The organism is Pontivivens nitratireducens (assembly GCF_011290545.1).
GTDB classification, from domain to species: Bacteria; Pseudomonadota; Alphaproteobacteria; order Rhodobacterales; family Rhodobacteraceae; genus Pontivivens; species Pontivivens nitratireducens.
The window spans coordinates 1,575,315-1,593,934 of record NZ_CP049811.1; the positions used below are offsets into that span (position 1 = coordinate 1,575,315).

Below are 18,620 nucleotides of genomic sequence, written 5' to 3' on the forward strand. Positions count from 1 at the left end.
ACGGCAGTCTGTGCGTAGCGCGGTAAAAACGGAGTTGGGCCAAACCTACTGGGGCAAAGGAGGCGATATCGACCCTGCGGCATCAGCGGACGGTCAGCGCACCAGTTCCCGCATACCGCGTTCCAGCCCGTCCAGCGTCATCGGAACCATACGGTCGGGGAACAGCTCCTGAATCATGCGGATGGACTGGGTGTAGCCCCACATGCGTTCAGGCACCGGATTGATCCACAGCGACGCGGGCCATTGCTCACGTGCGCGGGTCAGCCAGACATGGCCTGCTTCCGCGTTCCAGTGTTCGCTGGCACCGCCGGGATGCGCGATCTCGTAAGGCGACATGCTGGCATCGCCGACAAAGATGCAGCGGTAATCCGAGCCATAGGTTCGCAGGATTTCGTATGTCGGGATCTGCTCGGACCAGCGGCGGGAATTGTCCTTCCACACGCCTTCGTACAGGCAGTTGTGGAAGTAGAAATGTTCCAGATGCTTGAACTCCGTCCGGGCGGCGGAGAACAGTTCCTCCACCACGCGGATATGCGGATCCATCGAGCCGCCGACATCGAGGAACAACAGGACCTTGACCGCATTGCGACGCTCCGGCCGGGTTTGCACGTCGATATAGCCATGTTCCGCGGTGGCGCGAATGGTGCCGGGCAGGTCCAGCTCCTCGGCCGCGCCGTCGCGTGCCCAGCGGCGCAGACGTTTCAACGCGACCTTGATGTTGCGCGTGCCAAGCTCTCGCGTGTCGTCGAAGTCACGGAATTCACGCTTGTCCCAGACCTTCGTCGCCTTTTGATGGCGCGATTCCTTCTGGCCGATGCGCACCCCCTCGGGGTTGTAGCCATAGGCGCCGAAGGGCGAGGTGCCAGCGGTGCCGATCCATTTCGACCCGCCCTGATGCCGCTTCTCCTGCTCGTCCAGACGCTTGCGAAGCTTTTCCATCAGGGCCTCGAACCCGCCGGCGGCCTCGACCTCGGCCATTTCCTCGGGGGTGAGGTGCTTTTCGGCCATCTTGCGCAGCCATTCCTCGGGCAGGGCCTGCGGGTCGATCATATCTTTCAGATCAACCGCTTCCATCCCCTTGAACGAGTGGGCGAAGACCTGATCGAAGCGGTCGATCAGGCGTTCATCCTTCACCAGCGCGGCGCGGGCGAGGTAGTAGAACGCATCGACGTCGTACATGACGACGCCCTGTTCCATCGCCTCCAACAGGGTGAGGTATTCGCGCAGGGACACGGGAAGCTTGGCGGAGCGGAGATTGTCGAAAAATTTCAAAAACATTTAGAGCACATAAAAAGCGATAAAGTCGTAGGTCATCAGGACCACGATCGTTGCGATGGTAAAGGCTACGGCATGTCCGATTCCCCACGTCATCATGTCACCGAAGCCGCCATTGCGCCGCTTCGCACGGATGATGCCAACCAGAAGTCCGACGATGCCGATGATGAGTGCCTTCATGAAAGTGCCTTTCGTTGCAGCGGGCAGGGTGGGCCGTGCGGCGATGAGGTGCAAGGCTTCCCTCGCGACGTGATGCGATCATGCGGTCAGCCATGCAAGCGTAAACAGGGTGATTCCAGTCGAAATCAGGATCGCCCGGGCGATCGTATCCGTTTTGATCCCGTATTGCAGCGCGATGACGAAGGGCATGGCGCCGCATGGCCCCGCAGCGACCAGCAGGGCAATTTCCGCCTTGTCCACATCCACCTCGGTCATGGCGAACATGCTGATCAGCAGGATCGGATGCGCCAACGTCTTGATCGCCACGACGGACCATGTGGCACCGCCGGGGCGGCGGAAATCGGTGCCCGCCACGATTATTCCCAACGCGAAGAGGGCGCTTGGCGGTGCGGCACGACCGACAAACTCGGCGAAGGTAAACGCGCCCTGCGGGGTGAGCGGTTCGAGCGCGTAGGTGCCCAGCCCGGCAACGATAGCGAGCAAGGCCGGATTGCCTATTGTCATCCTCGCCACCTTGCCCGGTGCAGCGTTGCCTGCCTTCATGATGTCGAGGATCAGGATCGTGCCGCAGAACAACAATGCGATGTCCACGATGATAATGCCCGCGACGGTGGCGGAGGCTTCCTCGCCATAGATCCGCTCCGCGATTGGCAGGATGTAGAAGAGGTGATTGACTAGGGCGCAGGTCATGCCCAGCAGCAACGCTTCGGGTCGGGTTCGTCCGAAATAACGCCGCACCACCCAGTAGCCGAGGGCGTAGACCGCGATTTCGGATGCCAGATACAAACCGAGGGCACGGTAGTCGAACGCCGCGAACGGGGCGCGGGCGACCACGAAATACACCAGCGCGGGTTGCGCCACGTAATAGGTGAACCGGTTGAGGTTGCGGGCAAAGTCCACATCGAACCATCCGCGCCAACCGGCCAAAACGCCGAGGGCCAGAATGACGAAAACCGGCAGGATGGGATCGGAGAAGGTGGAAAGCATTACAGGTCCGTATGTTACCCGATCATATGGGCGGAACCGGGCCGCGACTGCAATGCAGAACGCCGCCCCGCGTGAACGGGACGGCGTATCATATCAGGTCGATCAAGGGCCGATCAGAGCGAGTTGACCCATTCGTCAACATCGCGCTTGGCTTCTTCCTTGGACTTGCCGTAACGCTCCTGAATCTTGCCTTCGAGCACCTCGCGGTTGCCCTCTGCCTGATCCAGATCGTCGTCAGTCAGCTCGCCCCACTTCGCCTTGGCGTTGCCTTTGACTTGTTTCCAGTTGCCTTTGAAAATATCGTTGTTCATCTGAAATCTCCCGAAATACTTAAACTCACAACGGCTTGAACCGTCACCATATCAACGTGCACCGGGCGTGAGCGTTCCAAGGTTTCGGATCAGTTTTTCGACTGGCTGGCACCGACTGTCCTCAGCACCAGACGGCGTGGCAGCAGAGCGAGATTGACCATTCTGCAAGCCTTTCGGGGATAAACAGCGTTGAGGATCAGGTGAGGGACACGACGCCACCTTTCAATAGGTGGCGTCGTGTGCTCATCCAGTCGGCCCCGACGGGCAGCATCCGTCCTTCACGCCGCGTAAGTCCTCGCTACCTGCCCTCGCGGCACCTTACGATTCCCGTAGGGCCTATCGGCCCTCGCGCGACCTTACGATTCCCGAAGGACCTATCGGCCCTCGCGCCGGGCCATGAAGGCCAGCCGTTCGAACAACTGCACGTCCTGCTCGTTCTTGAGCAAGGCGCCGTGCAACTTGGGCAGGGCATCCTTACCGTCACGTTTCAGGTCGGCAGGGTCCAGATCCTCAACCAGCAGCAGCTTCAGCCAGTCCAGCGCTTCGGAGGTGGAGGGCTTCTTCTTCAGCCCAGGCGTGTCGCGAATGTCATAGAACTGCGTCAGCGCCTCGTGCATCAGGGTTTTCTTGATGCCGGGGAAGTGCACATCGACGATGCGCGCCATGACGTCTGCCTCGGGGAACTGGATGTAGTGGAAGAAACAGCGGCGCAGGAACGCGTCGGGCAGTTCCTTCTCGTTGTTGGACGTGATGATGACAATGGGGCGATGTTTGGCCCGGATTGTCTGCCCCGTTTCGTAGACGTGGAATTCCATCCGGTCGAGTTCCTGCAACAAGTCGTTGGGAAATTCGATGTCGGCCTTGTCGATCTCGTCGATCAGCAGAACGACACGCTCCTCCGCCTCGAAGGCCTGCCACAGCATCCCCTTGCGGATGTAATTCGCGACGTCCTGTACGCGGGAATCGCCCAGCTGGCTGTCACGCAAGCGCGACACGGCATCGTATTCGTACAGGCCCTGCTGCGCCTTTGTCGTGGATTTCACCGTCCATTCCAGGATCGGCAACCCCAGCGCTCCGGCAATCTGACGCGCCAGTTCCGTCTTGCCGGTGCCCGGCTCACCCTTGACCAGCAGCGGGCGCTGCAATGCGATGGCTGCATTCACCGCGACCGTCAGATCGCCTGTGGCAACGTAGTCTTTCGTACCTTCGAATTTCACTTCCATACCCTTTCGTGCGTGTCTCGTACCTCCGTGGGAGAGAACGAAACCTGTCCAATTCGCGCGTGACATCGGCGGATTTACGCTTTATGCCCCGGACCTATAGAGGGATAGGGCGCATGTACATTGCCCTGCAAGGCAATGATCGTTCGCTTCGTTGAAAACGTAAGGTGATAACGATGAAAGCTGAAACGGTTCTGGATTCGGACTACAAACCGGCCGAGGACGAACCCTTCATGAACGACCGGCAGGTCGAGTATTTCCGCCGCAAGCTGCTCGATTGGAAATCTCAGTTGTTGTCCGACAGCAAGGACACGGTGACCGGAATGCAGGAAGGTACCCGAAACATTCCCGACGTGTCGGACCGCGCGAGCGAGGAAACCGATCGCGCGCTGGAATTGCGCACCCGTGATCGTCAACGCAAGCTGGTCTCCAAGATCGACTCGGCCCTGCGCCGAATCGAGGATGGCTCCTACGGCTATTGCGACGTGACCGGAGAGCCGATCAGCCTGAAACGGCTGGACGCGCGCCCCATCGCCACGTTGAGCCTTGAGGCGCAGGAGCGTCACGAGCGTAAGGAAAAGGTCTATCGTGACGACCGCTGAGAGGCATCGCGACGGGTGATCGAGGGGGGCGGTCCGCACAGGGCCGCCTTTTTGCGTTTGGGTCGCACCGGATATGGCCGGTGCGGGAAGGGGAGCTGACATGCAGATCGCAATCGTCGGAGCGGGTATCGCCGGGCTGGCTACCGCCGTGGCCTGCGCCCGTCGAGGCATGCAGGTTACGGTATTCGAGCGCGCCCCCGAACTGGGCGAGGTCGGTGCCGGCATCCAGATCGGCGCGAACGGCATGGCCGTGCTGACCGCCTTCGGCCTGGCGGATGCCGTGCGGCGGGTGGGGGTCAGCCCCTCCGCCGTGCAGATGCGCAGCGCGGATGCGACACCCCTGATGCGGATCGCAATGGGTGCGGATGCGGCGCGGCGCTGGGGCCACGTGCCGGTCAATCTGCACCGCGCGGATCTGATTGCGCTTCTGGCCGATGCCGCCCGCGCGGCCAAAGTGCAGCTGGTAACGGGTGTGGATGTCGGCGGTGCGCAGGCCACGGATGGCGTGCTGCATGTCGGCGGGCGAACGGAACGCTTCGATTTGATCGTCGGCGCAGACGGGGTTCGATCCGGCCTGCGAGCGCAGATAGCCGGGGTCAGCGAGCCGCGCTATACCGGCCACGCGGCCTGGCGCGCGCTGATCCCGCATGAGGGTACCGGCACAGTGACAAACCTGACCGTGGGCCGCGACCGGCATCTGGTGACCTATCCGATCCGGGGCGGCCGAATGCTCAACGTCGTGGCAGTGGTGAAACGGCGCGAATGGACCGGGGAGGGCTGGGCACAGGAGGACGACCCCGACAATTTGCGCGCAGCCTTCGCCAACTGGAACGACATGGCCGATGCGGTGCTGGCGCAGGTGCGCGAAACCTATCTGTGGGGATTGTTCGACCACGCTCCGTTGCAGAGCTGGTCACGGGGCAAGCTGGTGCTGGTCGGCGATGCCTGCCATCCGATGCTGCCGTTTCTGGCGCAGGGCGCCACGCAGGGTCTGGAAGATGCATGGGTGCTGGCTGAGACGCTGGCCGCGGGCGCCCCCGTATCCGCCTACGAGGCTGAGCGCAAACCGCGTGCGACGCGGGTACAACGGGCGGCGCGCGCGCAGGGGCGGCTCGACCATGTGGGCTTTCCCTGGCGGCCCTTCGTGCATCTGGGAATGCGGGGCGTGGGCGCGGTCGCGCCGGATTTCGCGGCGCGGCGCTTCGACTGGCTCTATGCGCATGACGTGACGCGGACGGCGATCCCGAACTGAGCTACCGGTACCGGGTTGTGGGACCGGGTTTCACTTTCCCCAAATATCCCCGCCGGAGGCATCAGTCAGAAATCCAGCGTTACCTTGATCGGCACGTGATCCGAAGGTTTCTCCCGGTCGCGCACATGGGCATCGATCTCGCATGATTGCAGGCGGTCGGCGCATTGCGGGCTGAGCAGGAAGTGGTCGATGCGAATGCCGTCGTTCCTTTGTCGTGCGCCGGCCTGATAATCCCAGAACGTGTAGGTTTGGGCCGCGCGGGTCTTGGCGCGTAAGGCGTCGGTCAGGCCGAGGTTCAGCAGGCGGCGATAGGCGTCGCGCGTTTGCGGCAGGAACAGCGCGTCATCGCGCCATGCGTCCGGGCGGGCCGCGTCCTCGGCCTGCGGGATCACGTTGTAATCGCCTGCCATCAGGAAAGGCTCCTCGGTGGCGAGCAGGTCACGGGCACGGGATTCAAGCCGGGCCATCCATGCCAGTTTGTAATCGTATTTCGGCCCCGGTGCCGGGTTGCCGTTGGGCAGGTACAGCCCGCAGATGCGCAGGCCGTTCACCGTCGCCTCGATATAGCGGGCCTGTTCGTCCGCCTCGTCTCCGGGCAGGCCGCGCATCACATCCTCCATCGGGGATTTCGACAGGATGGCGACGCCGTTGAAGCCCTTTTGTCCGTGGGTTTCGAGGTTGTAGCCCAGATCCTCGATCGGTTCGCGGGGGAAGCCCTCATCCACCGATTTGACCTCTTGCAGGACGACGACGTCGGGTTTTGCCTCCTCCAGCCATTGCAGCAGGGCGGGCAGGCGGGCCTTTACGCCGTTGATGTTGAAGCTTGCGACGATCATGGTCCGGCCCTCCGCTGAATGGGGTTCAGCTTTAAGACGCGGGGCGACGGTAGGGAAGGGGGATCAGACCAGATTGTCGGTCCCGCTGAGCCAGGCGCGGGCACGGTCATGTTCGTGCGACTGATAGATGCGGATGTCGAGAGCGGGGAATCGGTCAGCCTCACCTTTTGCCGCCTCGGCGATCCAGGCCTGATTTGTGACGACGGCCGCCTTGTCGATCTTGCCCAGCAGGCCTTCCACCTTGGGCAGGCGGTCGATCTCGGCGCGAATGGCGTCCGCGTCGGGCAGAGTGACGTCGGTCATGTCCGCCAGGCAGGTGACGTGTTTCAGCGGTTCGGCAAGCGTGATCAGCCGGTCGAGCGCGGCTTTCATCGCCTGCATCTCGACCCGACCGGAGGCCGTGATCTCAATGCGGTTGGACGCCTTCAGTTCCACGTTCAGCATGACAGGTCCCTACATCGAGAAAGACGTGCCGCAGCCGCAGCTGGACGTGGCATTCGGGTTCTCGATCACGAAACGTGCGCCGATCAGCTCCTGTGTGTAGTCGATCACCGCATTGGTCAGGAACGGCAGAGAGACGCTGTCCACGAAAACGCGCTGGCCGTCCTTTTCCAGCACCAGATCATCATCGGCGGGCTTGTCCTCCAACTTGATCTCGTACTGGAAGCCGGAACATCCGCCCCCCTCGACCGCGACGCGCAGCGCCTGCGGGGCGTCCGTGGCCTCATTGATCTCGGCCAGACGCGCAAAGGCGCGGTCCGAGACTTTCGGTGGCAAGGTCAGGTCCATCATTGCGTCCCTTCGGCTCTCATGCGATTCCCTTATCGAAATAGGCGCGGATATGTCGCCTCGCAAGGGAGAGGGATCATGCTGGCCCCCTATGCCACCATCGAACGCGAAAGCCGCGGTCGTTTGCACGCCGAGGACGGCAGCGCCCACCGCTCCGCCTTTCAACGGGATCGCGACCGGATCATCCACTGCTCGGCGTTTCGGCGGCTCAAACACAAGACGCAGGTTTTCGTGGAACATGAGGGTGATTATTTCCGCACCCGCCTGACCCATTCCATCGAGGTGGCGCAGGTGGCGCGCACGATCTCTCGCACCCTGGGTCTGAACGAGGATCTGGCCGAGGCGGTGGCGCTGGCTCACGATCTGGGCCACCCGCCGTTCGGCCATACCGGTGAGGATGCTTTGGCGGAGGTGATGGCCCCTTACGGCGGCTTCGATCACAATGCGCAGGCGCTGAAGATCGTGACCGATCTGGAACAGCACTACGCCGAATGGGACGGGCTGAATCTGACTTGGGAGACTCTCGAAGGCATCGCGAAGCATAACGGCCCGGTTTCGGTTCAGACGGACGGGGACGCGCTGCCCTTCGCGCTGGCCGAATATGATGCGCGTCACGATCTGGAACTGGACAGCCACGCCGGGGCGGAGGCGCAGGTCGCGGCGCTGGCCGACGATATCGCCTATAACAATCACGATCTGCATGACGGATTGCGCGCGGGGTTGTTCACTGCCGAGGATATCATTCGGCTGCCCATAATTGGCAGATGCTTTGCGCAGGTGGATCGCCTGTGGCCCGGTCTGGATGCGGACCGGCGGCGGCACGAGGCGCTGCGCCGGGTGTTCGGGGTAATGGTCGAGGATGTCTTGCAGGAAAGCCGGCGTTTGCTGAGGGAGGCACAGCCCGGATCGGCGGCGGAGGTTCGCGCGCTGGGCGCGCCGGTGATCCGGTTTTCACCCGCGATGTGGGCCGATCTGAAGGTGATCCGGGCCTTTCTGTTCGCCAACATGTATCGTCACTGGACCGTGCGGCGGATGCGGCGCAAGGCAGCGCGGGTCGTGCGTGAGTTGTTCGAGGATTTCATGGCAGACCCGGGTATGTTGCCGCAGGACTGGTCCGTGGCGGCACTGGAGGCGCGATCCGACACCTTGCGCGCGCGGATCGTGGCGGATTACATCGCCGGCATGACGGACCGCTTCGCCATCGAGGAACACCGGGCCCTGCGTGGAGAGATGAAGCGGGGATAGCCGTTTGCGTTGACCTCCCATATGCCCGTGCTAAACCGCGCAGGTACAAGGAGAGATGCGATGAACCTGTTTGCCGAGATCAAGACGCTGGTGCTGGAAACGCTTGGGGCCATGGCTGCCGAGGGTGTGCTGCCGGAAGGTCTCGACTTGCGAAACGTCTCGGTCGAGCCGCCGCGCGATCCCTCGCATGGCGACATGGCGACCAATGCCGCGATGGTCCTGGCGAAACCGGCGAAGATGAACCCGCGCGCAATCGCGGACGGGCTGTCGGCACGGCTGGCAACAGACGGCCGCATCGCCTCGGTCGAGGTGGCGGGACCGGGCTTCCTAAACCTGCGTCTGGCGGCAGGGCAGTGGCAGCGGGTCATCCCCTCGGTCATCGCGGCAGGCACCGATTTCGGACGCTCGGACATGGGCGGGGGGGAGAAGGTGAACATCGAGTTCGTCTCCGCCAATCCAACGGGGCCGCTGCATGTCGGTCATACGCGCGGGGCGGTGTTCGGCGATGCGCTGGCCAGCCTGCTGGACTTTGCAGGTTACGACGTTACCCGCGAATATTACATCAACGATGGTGGCGGGCAGGTCGATGTGCTGGCCCGCTCGGTTTACCTGCGGTATCTGGAGGCGCACGGGCAGAAGGTCGCCTTTCCCGATGGGACCTATCCCGGCGATTACCTGATCGCGGTGGGGCAGGCACTGAAGGACCGCGTCGGCGACGCCTATGTGGATCAGCCCGAGGACGTCTGGTTGCAGGACGTGCGGCTGTACTCGACGGATGCACTGCTCAATCTGATCAAGGCTGACCTCGCGGCGCTGGGCGTCACGATGGACCACTGGTTCAGCGAAAAATCGCTCTACGGCACAGGCCGGATCGAGGATGCGCTGAAGGCGCTTGACGACAAGGGGTTGATCTATCAGGGCACGCTGGAACCGCCCAAGGGCAAGCTGCCCGAGGATTGGGAGGCGCGTGAGCAGACCCTGTTCCGCTCCACCGCGCATGGCGATGACGTGGACCGTCCGGTGCGCAAATCCGACGGGGCGTGGACCTATTTTGCGCCCGACATCGCCTATCACTACGACAAGATCGAGCGCGGCTATGACCAGCTGATCGACGTGTTCGGCGCGGATCATGGCGGCTACGTCAAGCGGATGAAGGCCGCAGTCTCCGCCCTGTCCGATGGCAAGGTGCCGCTGGACGTGAAGCTGTGCCAACTGGTCAAGCTCTACAAGAACGGGGAGCCGTTCAAGATGTCCAAGCGGGCCGGCACCTTCGTCTTGCTGCGCGATGTTGTGGATGAGGTCGGACGCGACGTGACCCGCTTCATGATGCTGACGCGCAAGAACGACGCGCCGCTGGATTTCGATTTCGACAAGGCCCTGGAACAGTCCAAGGACAATCCGGTATTCTACGTCCAGTACGCCTATGCCCGCGTGAATTCCGTCATGGGCAAGGCGGAGATCGCGACGGATGACGCGACATTGGCTAAGACGGACCTGTCCGCCCTGACGCATGAGGCGGAACTGGCGTTGGTCGGAAAGATCGCGGAATGGCCGCGCTTGCTGGAAACGGCGGCGCGCACTCATGAGCCGCACCGGATCGCGTTCTACCTTTATGATCTGGCATCCGATTTCCACGCGCTGTGGAACCGGGGCAATGACGCACCCGAATTGCGTTTCCTGCAGGATGACGCAGCCGCGACCGCGCCGCGACTGGCCCTGATCCGGGCCTGTCAGCTTGTGATCGGCGCTGGACTTGGTATCCTCGGCGTTACCCCGATGAACGAGATGCGCTGAGCGCACGAAGCAGAGAATTCGCGCCCCGTTCGGCGCTGGGTTTTGGGGTTGGAGCAGGGCTGCGCACCAGATAGGGTGTGGGCAGAGGATCGAGTATGCGCAAACAGGCATCTGACGGCACGGAATCGACCGGACTATGGGGGCGCATCGGCCGCGGGGTCGCGGCGCTCGTCTCGCTGGCGCTGGTTGTCGGGCTCGGCATGTGGGTATGGCGTATCGGCACGCAGGACGTGACGCAGGTTCCCGTGATTCTGGCGCAGAACGGTCCGATGCGTGTGCAGCCGGAGGACCCGGGCGGCACGCAGGCCCCCCATCAGGGGTTGGAGGTCAACGACGTGGTCGCGGGTGGTGGCACCCCGCTGATCCGCGATGAGGTCACCCTCGCCCCCGCGCCCATGGACCCCGGTGAGCCTGAGGTCGAGACCGACACGCCCGAGGAGCAGGAGGAGCCCGCGACCGAGGATGTCGCCGCAGCCCCCGGTTCGCGCCTGTCGCCCGTGACCAGCCTGAACCCGCGCGCCCGGCCCGACGACCTGTCCACCGTGGTGACGGAGGCGCCCCCGGCCCAGCCCGTCGAAATCGAGGACAGCGCCATTCCGCAAGGCGCGCACATGATCCAGCTCGGCGCATTTGACAGCGAACAGGTCGCGCTGCTGCAATGGGCGGGCCTGATCGACGCTCAGCCCGATCTGCTGGAAGGCAAGCAACGCTATATCGAACAGACGACCTCCGGCGGGCGGACCCTGTTTCGCCTGCGCGCGGTCGGCTATGGCTCCGCTACGGAAACGCGGGCGGCCTGTGCCGCGCTCGCGGCCCGCGGGTTGCAGTGCATTCCGGTGCAGAAGCGATGACCACAGCTTTCATCATGGGCGTATCCGGCCCGGTTTTGACTGCGTGGGAGCGGGATTTCATTCGTGAGGCTCAGCCTTGGGGCTTTATCCTGTTCGATCGCAATCTGACGGATGCCGATCAGATCAGGGCACTGAACGCGGACTTGCGACAGGCAGTCGGGACGGATGCGCCGATCCTGATCGATCAGGAGGGTGGTCGCGTGCAGCGATTGCGCCCCCCCCTGGCCGAGGAACGGATGCCGCCGCTGGATTTCATGCGGCTGCCTGCGGGAAAGCGTGCGCAGGCCATGGCCCTGCGCTATCGCCATATCGCATACGAGTTGCACGATCTGGGGATCGACGTGAATTGCGCCCCGATGCTGGATGTGCCGGAGGACGAAACGCATCCGTTTCTGATGAACCGTTGCTACAGTCGTGATCCGGGCGAAATAGCTGAAATCGGTCGCGCGGTCATGCAGGCGCACCTTGCGGGTGGCGTCCTGCCCATCGCCAAGCATATTCCCGGCCATGGGCGCGGCACCGTGGACAGTCATTTCGGCCTGCCCGTTGTCGAGGCGGATCTGGATGAACTGCAACGGGATTTCGCGCCCTTCGCGGCCCTGTCCGACATCAGGATGGCGATGATCGCGCATGTCGTCTACACCGCGCTGGACGCGCAGGCCTGCGCCACCCTCAGCCCGGTGGTGGTGCGCTATATCCGCGATGTTCTAGGCTTCGGCGGCTTGCTGATGACCGACGATCTGTCGATGCACGCGCTGGGCGGCTCGTTCGAAAACCGGGTGCGCGGATCGCTGGACGCAGGGTGCGACATGATCCTGCATTGCAATGGCGACCCGGCGGAAATGGTGGAGATCGCAGCCGCCGTCCCCGTTTTGAGCGGCCCCGCCGCCGCGCGGGCTGAGGCTGCCTTGGCGGAACGTCGCCCTCCCGAACCATTCGACGCGCAGGCGGCTTCTATCGCCCTGGCCGCGCTGGAAGCGGAGGCGCGCGATGCCTGACGACCTGCTGATCCGCGACCGCAACGAACGGTTGGCAGCCGAGGCATTGGTCGTGGATGTGGGCGGGTACGAGGGGCCGCTGGATGTGCTGCTGACGTTGAGCAGGACACAAAAGGTGGACCTGCGGCGCATCTCGATGGTGGAGCTTGCGGATCAGTATCTCTGCTTCGTGGACCTCGCCAAGGAATTGCGGATCGAACTGGCGGCGGATTATCTGGTGATGGCGGCCTGGCTTGCCTTTCTCAAATCGCGCTTGCTGCTGCCGCCGGACCCGACCGAGGACGGCCCGAGTGGTGAGGAGCTGGCCGCGCATCTGGCCTATCAGCTGGAGCGGCTGGAGGCGATGCGAAACGCGGCGGCAAAGCTGATGGCGCGCGACCGGCTGGGCCGCGATTTTCTGGCGCGCGGGCAGACGGAGGATGTCACCATGAAGCGGCGCATCGTCTATGATGCCAGCCTCGTGGAACTGCTGCGCGCCTATGCCGGTGTGAAAACACGTGAGGATTTTCAGCCGCTGCACTATCAGCGCGACGCGATCTACACGATGGAACAGGCGCTGGAGCGGATGAAAGGACTGATCGGCGCGGTTCTGGACTGGTCCGATCTGGAGGAGTACCTGCCCGAGGCATGGCGGTTGGACCCGAAGAAACGCCGCTCGGCCCTGGCATCGACCTTCGCCGCGTCGCTGGAGATGGTGAAGGCGGGAACCGTGGATATGCGGCAGGCCGAAACCTTCGGCCGGATCGAGTTGAGGGCGCGGGCATGAGCACCGAAACTCTCTTCGAGGCACCGCCGATGGCGGAGCAGGAGCGCATGGTGGAGGCGATCCTGTTCGCGTCCTCCGAACCGCTCGACACGCGCGCGCTGGCCGCCCGGTTGCCACATGGATGCGACGTAGCGCAGGCGCTGGCGCTGTTGCAGAAACGATATGCGGGGCGTGGCGTGCATCTGCTGCGATCGGGCGACAACTGGGCGTTCCGCACCGCTGCGGACCTGTCGTTCCTGATGCAGAAGGAAGTGGTCGAGACGCGAAAGCTGAGCCGCGCTGCCATCGAGACATTGGCAATCGTGGCCTATCACCAGCCGGTAACGCGCGCCGAGATCGAGGAAATTCGCGGCGTCTCCGTCTCACGCGGGACGGTGGATTTGCTGATGGAACTGGATTGGATCCGGCTGGGACGCCGCCGACAGACGCCGGGCCGGCCCGTCACGTTTACCACAACGCCGGGATTTCTAGCGCATTTCGGCCTTGAAACGGCCCGTGATCTGCCCGATCTGAAGGAATTGCGCGCGGCGGGGTTGCTCGACAATCGCCCGCCACCCGGCACTTCGGTGGAGCGGGAGGTGGACGACGACCACGATCAGGACGATATGTTCGAGTAGGTTTATGGAAGAGGTTCGGCAATGAACATGAATTCGATTATCAACATGGTGATGCGTCAGGTGATGCGCCGGGGCGTGAACTCCGCCTTCAAGAAATCCGATCAACTGCTGTCGCGCACCCGGCAACGCCCCGACCCATTGGCGGATCGGGAGCGGGCCTTGCAGGAGCGTGAGGATGCCCTCGCCCAGATGGATCGTGAGGATGCCCTGCGCCAGCGCGAGGAAGAGATCGCGCGGCGAGAGGCCGAATTGCGCAATCGTTGAACGGGACCCGTCAGATTAGCAGCCGAAGCCGCGTGCTGAGGGCTGCGTCTCCGACGGGGATATTTCGAGAAAGTAAAATCTAGAGTTTGAAGTGCTTCGCCAGCTTCAGACCCTGACCCTGATAGTTTGAATTCATGTCGGCACCGTAGAGTTTCTCGGGCCGCTGCTGCATCTTCTCATAGACCAGACGCCCGACGATCTGCCCGTGTTCCAGAGCGAACGGGGCCTCGTGGCACCGAACCTCCAATACCCCGCGTGAACCTGCGCCGCCGGCATCGGTATTGCCGAATCCTGGGTCGAAGAAGCCCGCGTAGTGCACGCGGAATTCCCCAACCATGGCGAGGTAGGGCGCCATTTCGGCGGCATATTCCGGCGGCACGTGCACCGCCTCACGGCTGACGAGGATGTAGAACGCGCCGGGGTCCAGGATGATATGGCCGTCCGTGGCGTGCACCTCCTCCCAGAACGCATCGACCGGGTAGTGATTCAGGCGATCGAGGTCGATCAGAGCTGTGTGAGGCTTCGCCCGATAGCCCACCGGCCCCTCAAGGCTGAGATCGACGGAGAAGCCAAGCCCGCCGTCGATATGGGCTGGTCCATCGACCAGCCGTGTGGAGGCGTGCAGAACCCTCAGGGCATCGTCGTCGAGCATGGCCTGGCCCTGGCGAAACCTGATCTGGTTCAGACGCAGGCCGGGCCGTACCAGCACGGAGAATGAGCGGGGGCTGATCTCCGCCCATAACGGCCCGGTATACCCGGCGTCGATCCGGTCGAACTCCTCCCCCTGATCGGTGATCAGGCGGGTGAACAGGTCCAGACGGCCGGTGGAGCTTTTGGCATTGGCCACCGCGTCGATTTCCGGGGGCAGGGCGAGGCTCTCCATCAGGGGCACCAGATAGACGCAGCCCTTTTCCAGCACAGCGCCGTTTTCCAGCGCTATGTCGTGCATGGCGAAATCGGCCAGACGCTCGGTCACGGTGGCGGTTCCCGGCAGGAACGAGGCGCGCACCCGGTGCGCCACTGTTCCCAGCCGCAGATCGAGGCTGGCGGGCTGAATCTGCTCCATCGGGATCGGTTGGGTCGCGGTGATCGCATTTGCCGCGATCAGCCGGGATATCGCCTGCGAAGGCAGCACACCCACGGCATCGTTGATCGGGGTGGCGTTCATCGGGCTGGCGTCGGTCGTCACGGGCCGGGTCATACGGGTAGCCTCGCAAGCGAAACGCCGGGGCTGGGGGCACCGGCGTTCAAAAAATCAATTGGTCGGGCTAGCAGGACTCGAACCTGCGACCTTCCGTCCCCCAGACGGACGCGCTACCAGGCTGCGCTATAGCCCGACCGTGGGCGAGGTATTGCCTCAAACGGCGGGCGGCTTCAAGCGCGTTTTCTATCATTCTTCGGTATTGGGGGCAGGATGAGTGTCCATCCGCTGTCGAAGGTTTTCCAGACGGGTCAGGATCGAGCGCATCGCGGCGGCGCGGGCGGGATCGGACGGTTTTGATTCAGTCGGCGTGGCGGGCATGTCATCCTCCTGTTCGGCCAGCCCCTCGACCGGCACGTCGTTCCACAGATCGGGTTCCTCCACCACGTCATCGGCATCAGGGCTGGCGTCGGGGGTTCCGTAGCGTTTTGACAGGGATTTCACTCCTTGTTCGCGCAGCATTTTCTGAACGCCGCGAATGGTCATGCCCTGCGTATAGAGCAGCTCGCGAATCGCGATGAGGAGCTGGACGTCCTCGGGGCGGTAGTAGCGACGTCCGCCGCCCCGCTTGACGGGTTTGATCTGGGTGAACTTGCTTTCCCAGAATCGCAGGACATGCGCGGGGACGGCGACCGTCTCCGACACTTCGGAGATCGTCCTGAAGGCCTGCGATGATTTTTCCATATGCCCTGCGGCGACCTCAGGCCTTGTTGCCTGCGTCCACCCTGTCCTTCATGAGGTGAGAGGGGCGGAAGGTCAGCACGCGGCGCGGGTCGATCGGGACCTCCTCACCGGTCTTGGGGTTCCTGCCGATGCGGGCGGTCTTGTCCCGGACGGAAAAGGTGCCGAAGGACGAAATCTTGACCTGCTGGCCGCTGACCAGTGCGTCAGACATGTGTTTGAGCACGTCCTCAACCAGTTGAGCGGATTCATTGCGGCTCAACCCGACCTCACGATAGACAGCCTCGCTGAGGTCCATACGTGTCAATGTCTTCTCGCCCATGGGGAATCCTTCGTAATCCGCGAAACGTTCCGGAAAGCGTATTGGGATTCACGAAAGAGAGTCAATATCAGGGGTTTGCAAGACGATGCGAAAGCGGCGCTTTACCAGCGCATCAGCGCGGCACCCCATGCCAGGCCGCCGCCGATCGCCTCCATCAAAATCAGGTCGCCAGACTTGATTCGGCCATCCGCGCGCGCGACGGACATGGCCATAGGTATCGAGGCGGCCGACGTGTTTCCGTGATCCTGGACCGTCACCACGATCCGATCGATAGGCAACGACATCTTGTTTGCGACAGCCGAGATGATGCGCAGATTGGCCTGATGCGGCACCACGTAGGATACGTCGTCGGGCGATACGCCGGCCTTTTCCATCGCTGTGTTGCCAGCTGCCGAGAGTTTGCCGACCGCGTGCTTGAAGACCTCGGGTCCCTGCATCCGCAACACGCCTATCGTCCCGGTGGATGAGACGCCGCCATCGACATAGAGCAGGTGGTTGTACTTTCCGTCGGAGTGCAGGTCGGTGCTGAGGATGCCGGCATCCGCGCTGGTTCCGTCACCCTCACGCGCTTCGAGAATCACGGCTCCCGCGCCGTCCCCGAACAGGACGCAAGTTCCCCGGTCGGTCCAGTCGAGAATGCGGGAGAAGGTTTCCGCCCCGATCACCATGATCCGTTTGGCCTGCCCGGCCTTGATCATCGCGTCCGCATTGGCGAGCGCATAGATGAAGCCCGCGCAAACCGCCTGCATGTCGAAGGCGAATCCGCCAGCGCCGATGGCATGCTGGACGCGCGTGGCGGTAGAGGGGAATGTCTGGTCGGGCGTCGCTGTGGCCAGGACGATGGCGTCGATGTCGGACCCCTGCAGCCCGGCATCGTTCAACGCGGCCCGTGCGGCCTCGATCGCGAGATCGGAGGTTTTCTGATCATCGGCGGCGAAGTGGCGGCGCTCGATGCCTGTGCGGGCGCGAATCCACTCATCCGTGGTGTCCAAGGTCGCCTCGAACTCCGCGTTCGAAACGACACGTTCTGGCAGATAGTGGCCGCAACCGACGGGAACCGCACGTAATATTGTCATTCGTTGGGCTCCGCTGCCTTCGCCACTCGCTCCGCGACCTTTTGGGTGAAGCCGTTCTGGGCCAGCCGGAAAGCCAGCTTGATCGCCGCAGAGACGCCCGTCGCGTCCGCGCCGCCGTGGGATTTTACCACGGCGCCGTTTAGGCCGAGGAACACCCCGCCATTCCGGCGGCGCGGGTCCAGGCGTTTTTGCAGTCGGCGCAGCGAGGTCAGGGCGAACAGGGCACCGATGCGGCTGAAGACTGAATGCCCCATCGCCTCACGCAGGAAGCTGTGAATCAGGGTTGCCGTGCCCTCGGCCGTTTTCAGAGCCACGTTGCCGGTAAAACCGTCGGTCACGATGACATCCACCTCACCCGTGCCGATGTCGCTGCCTTCGGCAAAACCGACGAAGCGCATACCACTGTCCGGTTCGGCGGCAAGGGATTCGAGCAGGGTCGCGGCCTCATGCAAGGCCGCACGGCCCTTGTGCTCCTCCGTCCCGACATTCAAAAGCCCGACGCGCGGCTGGTCGAGGTTGAGATCGAGGCGGGCATATTCCGTCCCCATGATTGCGTATTGGACCAGATCGCGTGCCTCCGCCCGGATGTCGGCACCCACGTCCAGCACGACGGTATGACCCGTCTTGCCGCGCGACGGCCACAGGACCGCGATTGCGGGGCGGTCCACGCCAGGTGCACGCCGCAACCGCAGCATGGAAATCGCCATCAGCGCGCCGGTATTGCCACAGGACACAGCGACGGTCGCATCGCCCTTTTCCACCGTCTGGAGCGTACCCCACATGGAACTGTCCTTGCCCGAGCGCATGGCGCGGGAGGGTTTCTCCGTCATGGAGATGACATCATCACAGTGTCTGATCTCGACAATACCGTCGAGGGCCTGCTGTTTTTCGATGAGGGGGCGAAGCTCCGCCTCGTCACCATGGACGATATAGCGGATTTCATCATTCTTGCTGGCGGAGATTACCATCCCACCAACAATGGCTGCCGGGCCGCTGTCGCCGCCCATGGCATCAATCGAGATTACGATATCGCGGGCCATAGTTCTGGTCTGCCTCCCATGGGTGCGGTCTGACCGCACCCCGTTTGACTACCAGCTAACTTACGCGGCGTCTTCGTCCAGATCGATTTCGTCAGCAAGTGCCACGACTTCACGATCTGCATAGTGACCGCAGGAGGGGCACACGTGGTGGGGGCGACGCAGTTCGCCGCAATTGCCGCACTCGTTCGGGTTGGATGCAACCAGCGCATCGTGGGAACGACGCATGCCGCGCTTGGAGCGCGTGATCTTGCTCTTTGGAACTGCCATGACTAACCTCGGTCGTTTTCGCGGGTCTCGCGTGACCCTGATATGT

At 63.1% G+C, this 18,620-nt stretch carries 23 protein-coding genes and 1 tRNA gene; 9 read left to right on the top strand and 15 right to left on the bottom strand.

The genetic code is table 11. From position 1 onward, the window contains the following. Positions 1-93: 93 nt before the first annotated feature. The 5 genes from G8E03_RS07680 to G8E03_RS07700 form a co-directional block, all read right to left on the bottom strand. A complete protein-coding gene (locus G8E03_RS07680; RefSeq protein WP_166190365.1) occupies positions 94-1,278 on the bottom strand; it encodes a vWA domain-containing protein in 1,185 nt (394 codons plus the stop codon). Then, positions 1,279-1,455 (bottom strand): hypothetical protein, encoded by a 177-nt coding sequence (locus G8E03_RS07685; protein WP_166190366.1) that lies wholly within the window; start codon positions 1,453-1,455, stop codon positions 1,279-1,281. Positions 1,456-1,533: 78 nt separating this feature from the next. Then, entirely contained in the window at positions 1,534-2,442 is a 909-nt protein-coding gene (locus G8E03_RS07690; protein ID WP_166190367.1) for an AEC family transporter, read from the bottom strand. A 113-nt stretch (positions 2,443-2,555) separates the two neighbouring features. Next, positions 2,556-2,753, bottom strand: coding sequence for a CsbD family protein (locus G8E03_RS07695; RefSeq protein ID WP_166190368.1), 198 nt, complete (start codon positions 2,751-2,753; stop codon positions 2,556-2,558). A gap of 374 nt (positions 2,754-3,127) precedes the next feature. Then, positions 3,128-3,970 carry an AAA family ATPase gene (locus tag G8E03_RS07700; RefSeq protein ID WP_166193982.1) on the bottom strand — a complete coding sequence of 281 codons (843 nt, stop codon included), beginning with the start codon at positions 3,968-3,970 and terminating at the stop codon, positions 3,128-3,130. 179 nt (positions 3,971-4,149) lie between these two features. Here G8E03_RS07700 and dksA point away from each other — a divergent pair, with 179 nt between their 5' ends. Both dksA and G8E03_RS07710 read left to right on the top strand, forming a co-directional pair. Then, positions 4,150-4,575, top strand: coding sequence for an RNA polymerase-binding protein DksA (dksA, locus tag G8E03_RS07705; RefSeq protein ID WP_166190369.1), 426 nt, complete (start codon positions 4,150-4,152; stop codon positions 4,573-4,575). Between the two features lie 100 nt (positions 4,576-4,675). After that, complete coding sequence (locus G8E03_RS07710) at positions 4,676-5,827, top strand: FAD-dependent oxidoreductase (RefSeq protein ID WP_166190370.1); 1,152 nt, start codon at positions 4,676-4,678, stop codon at positions 5,825-5,827. A gap of 65 nt (positions 5,828-5,892) precedes the next feature. On the opposite strand, the gene xth is transcribed toward G8E03_RS07710, so the two are convergent. The 3 genes from xth to erpA all read right to left on the bottom strand — a co-directional run bounded on the left by xth (position 5,893) and on the right by erpA (position 7,446). Next, on the bottom strand, positions 5,893-6,663 hold the full coding sequence (xth, locus tag G8E03_RS07715; RefSeq protein WP_166190371.1) for an exodeoxyribonuclease III: 771 nt from the start codon (positions 6,661-6,663) through the stop codon (positions 5,893-5,895). A gap of 63 nt (positions 6,664-6,726) precedes the next feature. Continuing rightward, a complete protein-coding gene (locus G8E03_RS07720) occupies positions 6,727-7,107 on the bottom strand; it encodes a SpoIIAA family protein (RefSeq protein WP_166190372.1) in 381 nt (126 codons plus the stop codon). Positions 7,108-7,116: 9 nt separating this feature from the next. Then, positions 7,117-7,446 carry an iron-sulfur cluster insertion protein ErpA gene (erpA, locus tag G8E03_RS07725; RefSeq protein ID WP_166193985.1) on the bottom strand — a complete coding sequence of 110 codons (330 nt, stop codon included), beginning with the start codon at positions 7,444-7,446 and terminating at the stop codon, positions 7,117-7,119. An 84-nt stretch (positions 7,447-7,530) separates the two neighbouring features. Between erpA and G8E03_RS07730 the strand changes: the two genes are divergently transcribed. The 7 genes from G8E03_RS07730 to G8E03_RS07760 all read left to right on the top strand — a co-directional run bounded on the left by G8E03_RS07730 (position 7,531) and on the right by G8E03_RS07760 (position 13,987). Beyond that, complete coding sequence (locus G8E03_RS07730; protein ID WP_166190373.1) at positions 7,531-8,697, top strand: deoxyguanosinetriphosphate triphosphohydrolase; 1,167 nt, start codon at positions 7,531-7,533, stop codon at positions 8,695-8,697. Positions 8,698-8,757: 60 nt separating this feature from the next. Beyond that, a complete protein-coding gene (gene argS / locus G8E03_RS07735) occupies positions 8,758-10,491 on the top strand; it encodes an arginine--tRNA ligase (protein ID WP_166190374.1) in 1,734 nt (577 codons plus the stop codon). A gap of 95 nt (positions 10,492-10,586) precedes the next feature. Continuing rightward, positions 10,587-11,342: an SPOR domain-containing protein gene (locus tag G8E03_RS07740; RefSeq protein ID WP_166190375.1), complete on the top strand. Its 756-nt coding sequence runs from the start codon at positions 10,587-10,589 to the stop codon at positions 11,340-11,342. After that, positions 11,339-12,340, top strand: a complete 1,002-nt coding sequence (locus G8E03_RS07745) for a glycoside hydrolase family 3 protein (protein ID WP_166190376.1) — start codon at positions 11,339-11,341, stop codon at positions 12,338-12,340. The genes G8E03_RS07740 and G8E03_RS07745 overlap by 4 nt, the downstream gene beginning before the upstream one ends. Continuing rightward, a complete protein-coding gene (locus G8E03_RS07750) occupies positions 12,333-13,106 on the top strand; it encodes a segregation and condensation protein A (protein WP_166190379.1) in 774 nt (257 codons plus the stop codon). The genes G8E03_RS07745 and G8E03_RS07750 overlap by 8 nt, the downstream gene beginning before the upstream one ends. Further along, on the top strand, positions 13,103-13,723 hold the full coding sequence (gene scpB, locus G8E03_RS07755; protein ID WP_166190382.1) for an SMC-Scp complex subunit ScpB: 621 nt from the start codon (positions 13,103-13,105) through the stop codon (positions 13,721-13,723). Before G8E03_RS07750 ends, scpB begins: the two co-directional genes overlap by 4 nt. 27 nt (positions 13,724-13,750) lie before the next feature. Continuing rightward, positions 13,751-13,987, top strand: a complete 237-nt coding sequence (locus G8E03_RS07760) for a hypothetical protein (RefSeq protein ID WP_205793035.1) — start codon at positions 13,751-13,753, stop codon at positions 13,985-13,987. Between the two features lie 79 nt (positions 13,988-14,066). On the opposite strand, the gene G8E03_RS07765 is transcribed toward G8E03_RS07760, so the two are convergent. From G8E03_RS07765 to rpmF, 7 genes are all read right to left on the bottom strand, one after another. Continuing rightward, positions 14,067-15,155 (bottom strand): 2'-deoxycytidine 5'-triphosphate deaminase, encoded by a 1,089-nt coding sequence (locus G8E03_RS07765; RefSeq protein ID WP_166193988.1) that lies wholly within the window; start codon positions 15,153-15,155, stop codon positions 14,067-14,069. A gap of 92 nt (positions 15,156-15,247) precedes the next feature. Further along, positions 15,248-15,324, bottom strand: a tRNA-Pro gene (locus G8E03_RS07770). 53 nt (positions 15,325-15,377) lie between these two features. Next, positions 15,378-15,872, bottom strand: a complete 495-nt coding sequence (locus G8E03_RS07775) for a MerR family transcriptional regulator (protein ID WP_166190384.1) — start codon at positions 15,870-15,872, stop codon at positions 15,378-15,380. 16 nt (positions 15,873-15,888) lie between these two features. Further along, positions 15,889-16,191, bottom strand: a complete 303-nt coding sequence (gene ihfA / locus G8E03_RS07780; RefSeq protein WP_166190386.1) for an integration host factor subunit alpha — start codon at positions 16,189-16,191, stop codon at positions 15,889-15,891. Between the two features lie 101 nt (positions 16,192-16,292). Beyond that, positions 16,293-17,261: a beta-ketoacyl-ACP synthase III gene (locus G8E03_RS07785; RefSeq protein ID WP_185803056.1), complete on the bottom strand. Its 969-nt coding sequence runs from the start codon at positions 17,259-17,261 to the stop codon at positions 16,293-16,295. A gap of 2 nt (positions 17,262-17,263) precedes the next feature. Beyond that, complete coding sequence (plsX, locus tag G8E03_RS07790) at positions 17,264-18,307, bottom strand: phosphate acyltransferase PlsX (RefSeq protein ID WP_166190390.1); 1,044 nt, start codon at positions 18,305-18,307, stop codon at positions 17,264-17,266. Between the two features lie 60 nt (positions 18,308-18,367). Next, complete coding sequence (gene rpmF, locus G8E03_RS07795; RefSeq protein ID WP_166190393.1) at positions 18,368-18,574, bottom strand: 50S ribosomal protein L32; 207 nt, start codon at positions 18,572-18,574, stop codon at positions 18,368-18,370. Positions 18,575-18,620: the final 46 nt, after the last annotated feature.

Bases quoted from the DNA above. Each gene is read 5' to 3' on its own strand.
- G8E03_RS07690 (WP_166190367.1), bottom strand. From the start codon at position 2,442: ATGCTTTCCACCTTCTCCGATCCCATCCTGCCGGTTTTCGTCATTCTG.
- dksA (WP_166190369.1), top strand. From the start codon at position 4,150: ATGAAAGCTGAAACGGTTCTGGATTCGGACTACAAACCGGCCGAGGAC.
- G8E03_RS07765 (WP_166193988.1), bottom strand. From the start codon at position 15,155: ATGAACGCCACCCCGATCAACGATGCCGTGGGTGTGCTGCCTTCGCAG.
- G8E03_RS07710 (WP_166190370.1), top strand. From the start codon at position 4,676: ATGCAGATCGCAATCGTCGGAGCGGGTATCGCCGGGCTGGCTACCGCC.
- argS (WP_166190374.1), top strand. From the start codon at position 8,758: ATGAACCTGTTTGCCGAGATCAAGACGCTGGTGCTGGAAACGCTTGGG.
- plsX (WP_166190390.1), bottom strand. From the start codon at position 18,307: ATGGCCCGCGATATCGTAATCTCGATTGATGCCATGGGCGGCGACAGC.
- rpmF (WP_166190393.1), bottom strand. From the start codon at position 18,574: ATGGCAGTTCCAAAGAGCAAGATCACGCGCTCCAAGCGCGGCATGCGT.
- G8E03_RS07775 (WP_166190384.1), bottom strand. From the start codon at position 15,872: ATGGAAAAATCATCGCAGGCCTTCAGGACGATCTCCGAAGTGTCGGAG.
- G8E03_RS07740 (WP_166190375.1), top strand. From the start codon at position 10,587: ATGCGCAAACAGGCATCTGACGGCACGGAATCGACCGGACTATGGGGG.
- G8E03_RS07730 (WP_166190373.1), top strand. From the start codon at position 7,531: ATGCTGGCCCCCTATGCCACCATCGAACGCGAAAGCCGCGGTCGTTTG.
- G8E03_RS07680 (WP_166190365.1), bottom strand. From the start codon at position 1,278: ATGTTTTTGAAATTTTTCGACAATCTCCGCTCCGCCAAGCTTCCCGTG.
- ihfA (WP_166190386.1), bottom strand. From the start codon at position 16,191: ATGGGCGAGAAGACATTGACACGTATGGACCTCAGCGAGGCTGTCTAT.
- G8E03_RS07745 (WP_166190376.1), top strand. From the start codon at position 11,339: ATGACCACAGCTTTCATCATGGGCGTATCCGGCCCGGTTTTGACTGCG.
- G8E03_RS07685 (WP_166190366.1), bottom strand. From the start codon at position 1,455: ATGAAGGCACTCATCATCGGCATCGTCGGACTTCTGGTTGGCATCATC.
- G8E03_RS07695 (WP_166190368.1), bottom strand. From the start codon at position 2,753: ATGAACAACGATATTTTCAAAGGCAACTGGAAACAAGTCAAAGGCAAC.
- G8E03_RS07720 (WP_166190372.1), bottom strand. From the start codon at position 7,107: ATGCTGAACGTGGAACTGAAGGCGTCCAACCGCATTGAGATCACGGCC.
- scpB (WP_166190382.1), top strand. From the start codon at position 13,103: ATGAGCACCGAAACTCTCTTCGAGGCACCGCCGATGGCGGAGCAGGAG.
- xth (WP_166190371.1), bottom strand. From the start codon at position 6,663: ATGATCGTCGCAAGCTTCAACATCAACGGCGTAAAGGCCCGCCTGCCC.
- G8E03_RS07760 (WP_205793035.1), top strand. From the start codon at position 13,751: ATGAATTCGATTATCAACATGGTGATGCGTCAGGTGATGCGCCGGGGC.
- G8E03_RS07750 (WP_166190379.1), top strand. From the start codon at position 12,333: ATGCCTGACGACCTGCTGATCCGCGACCGCAACGAACGGTTGGCAGCC.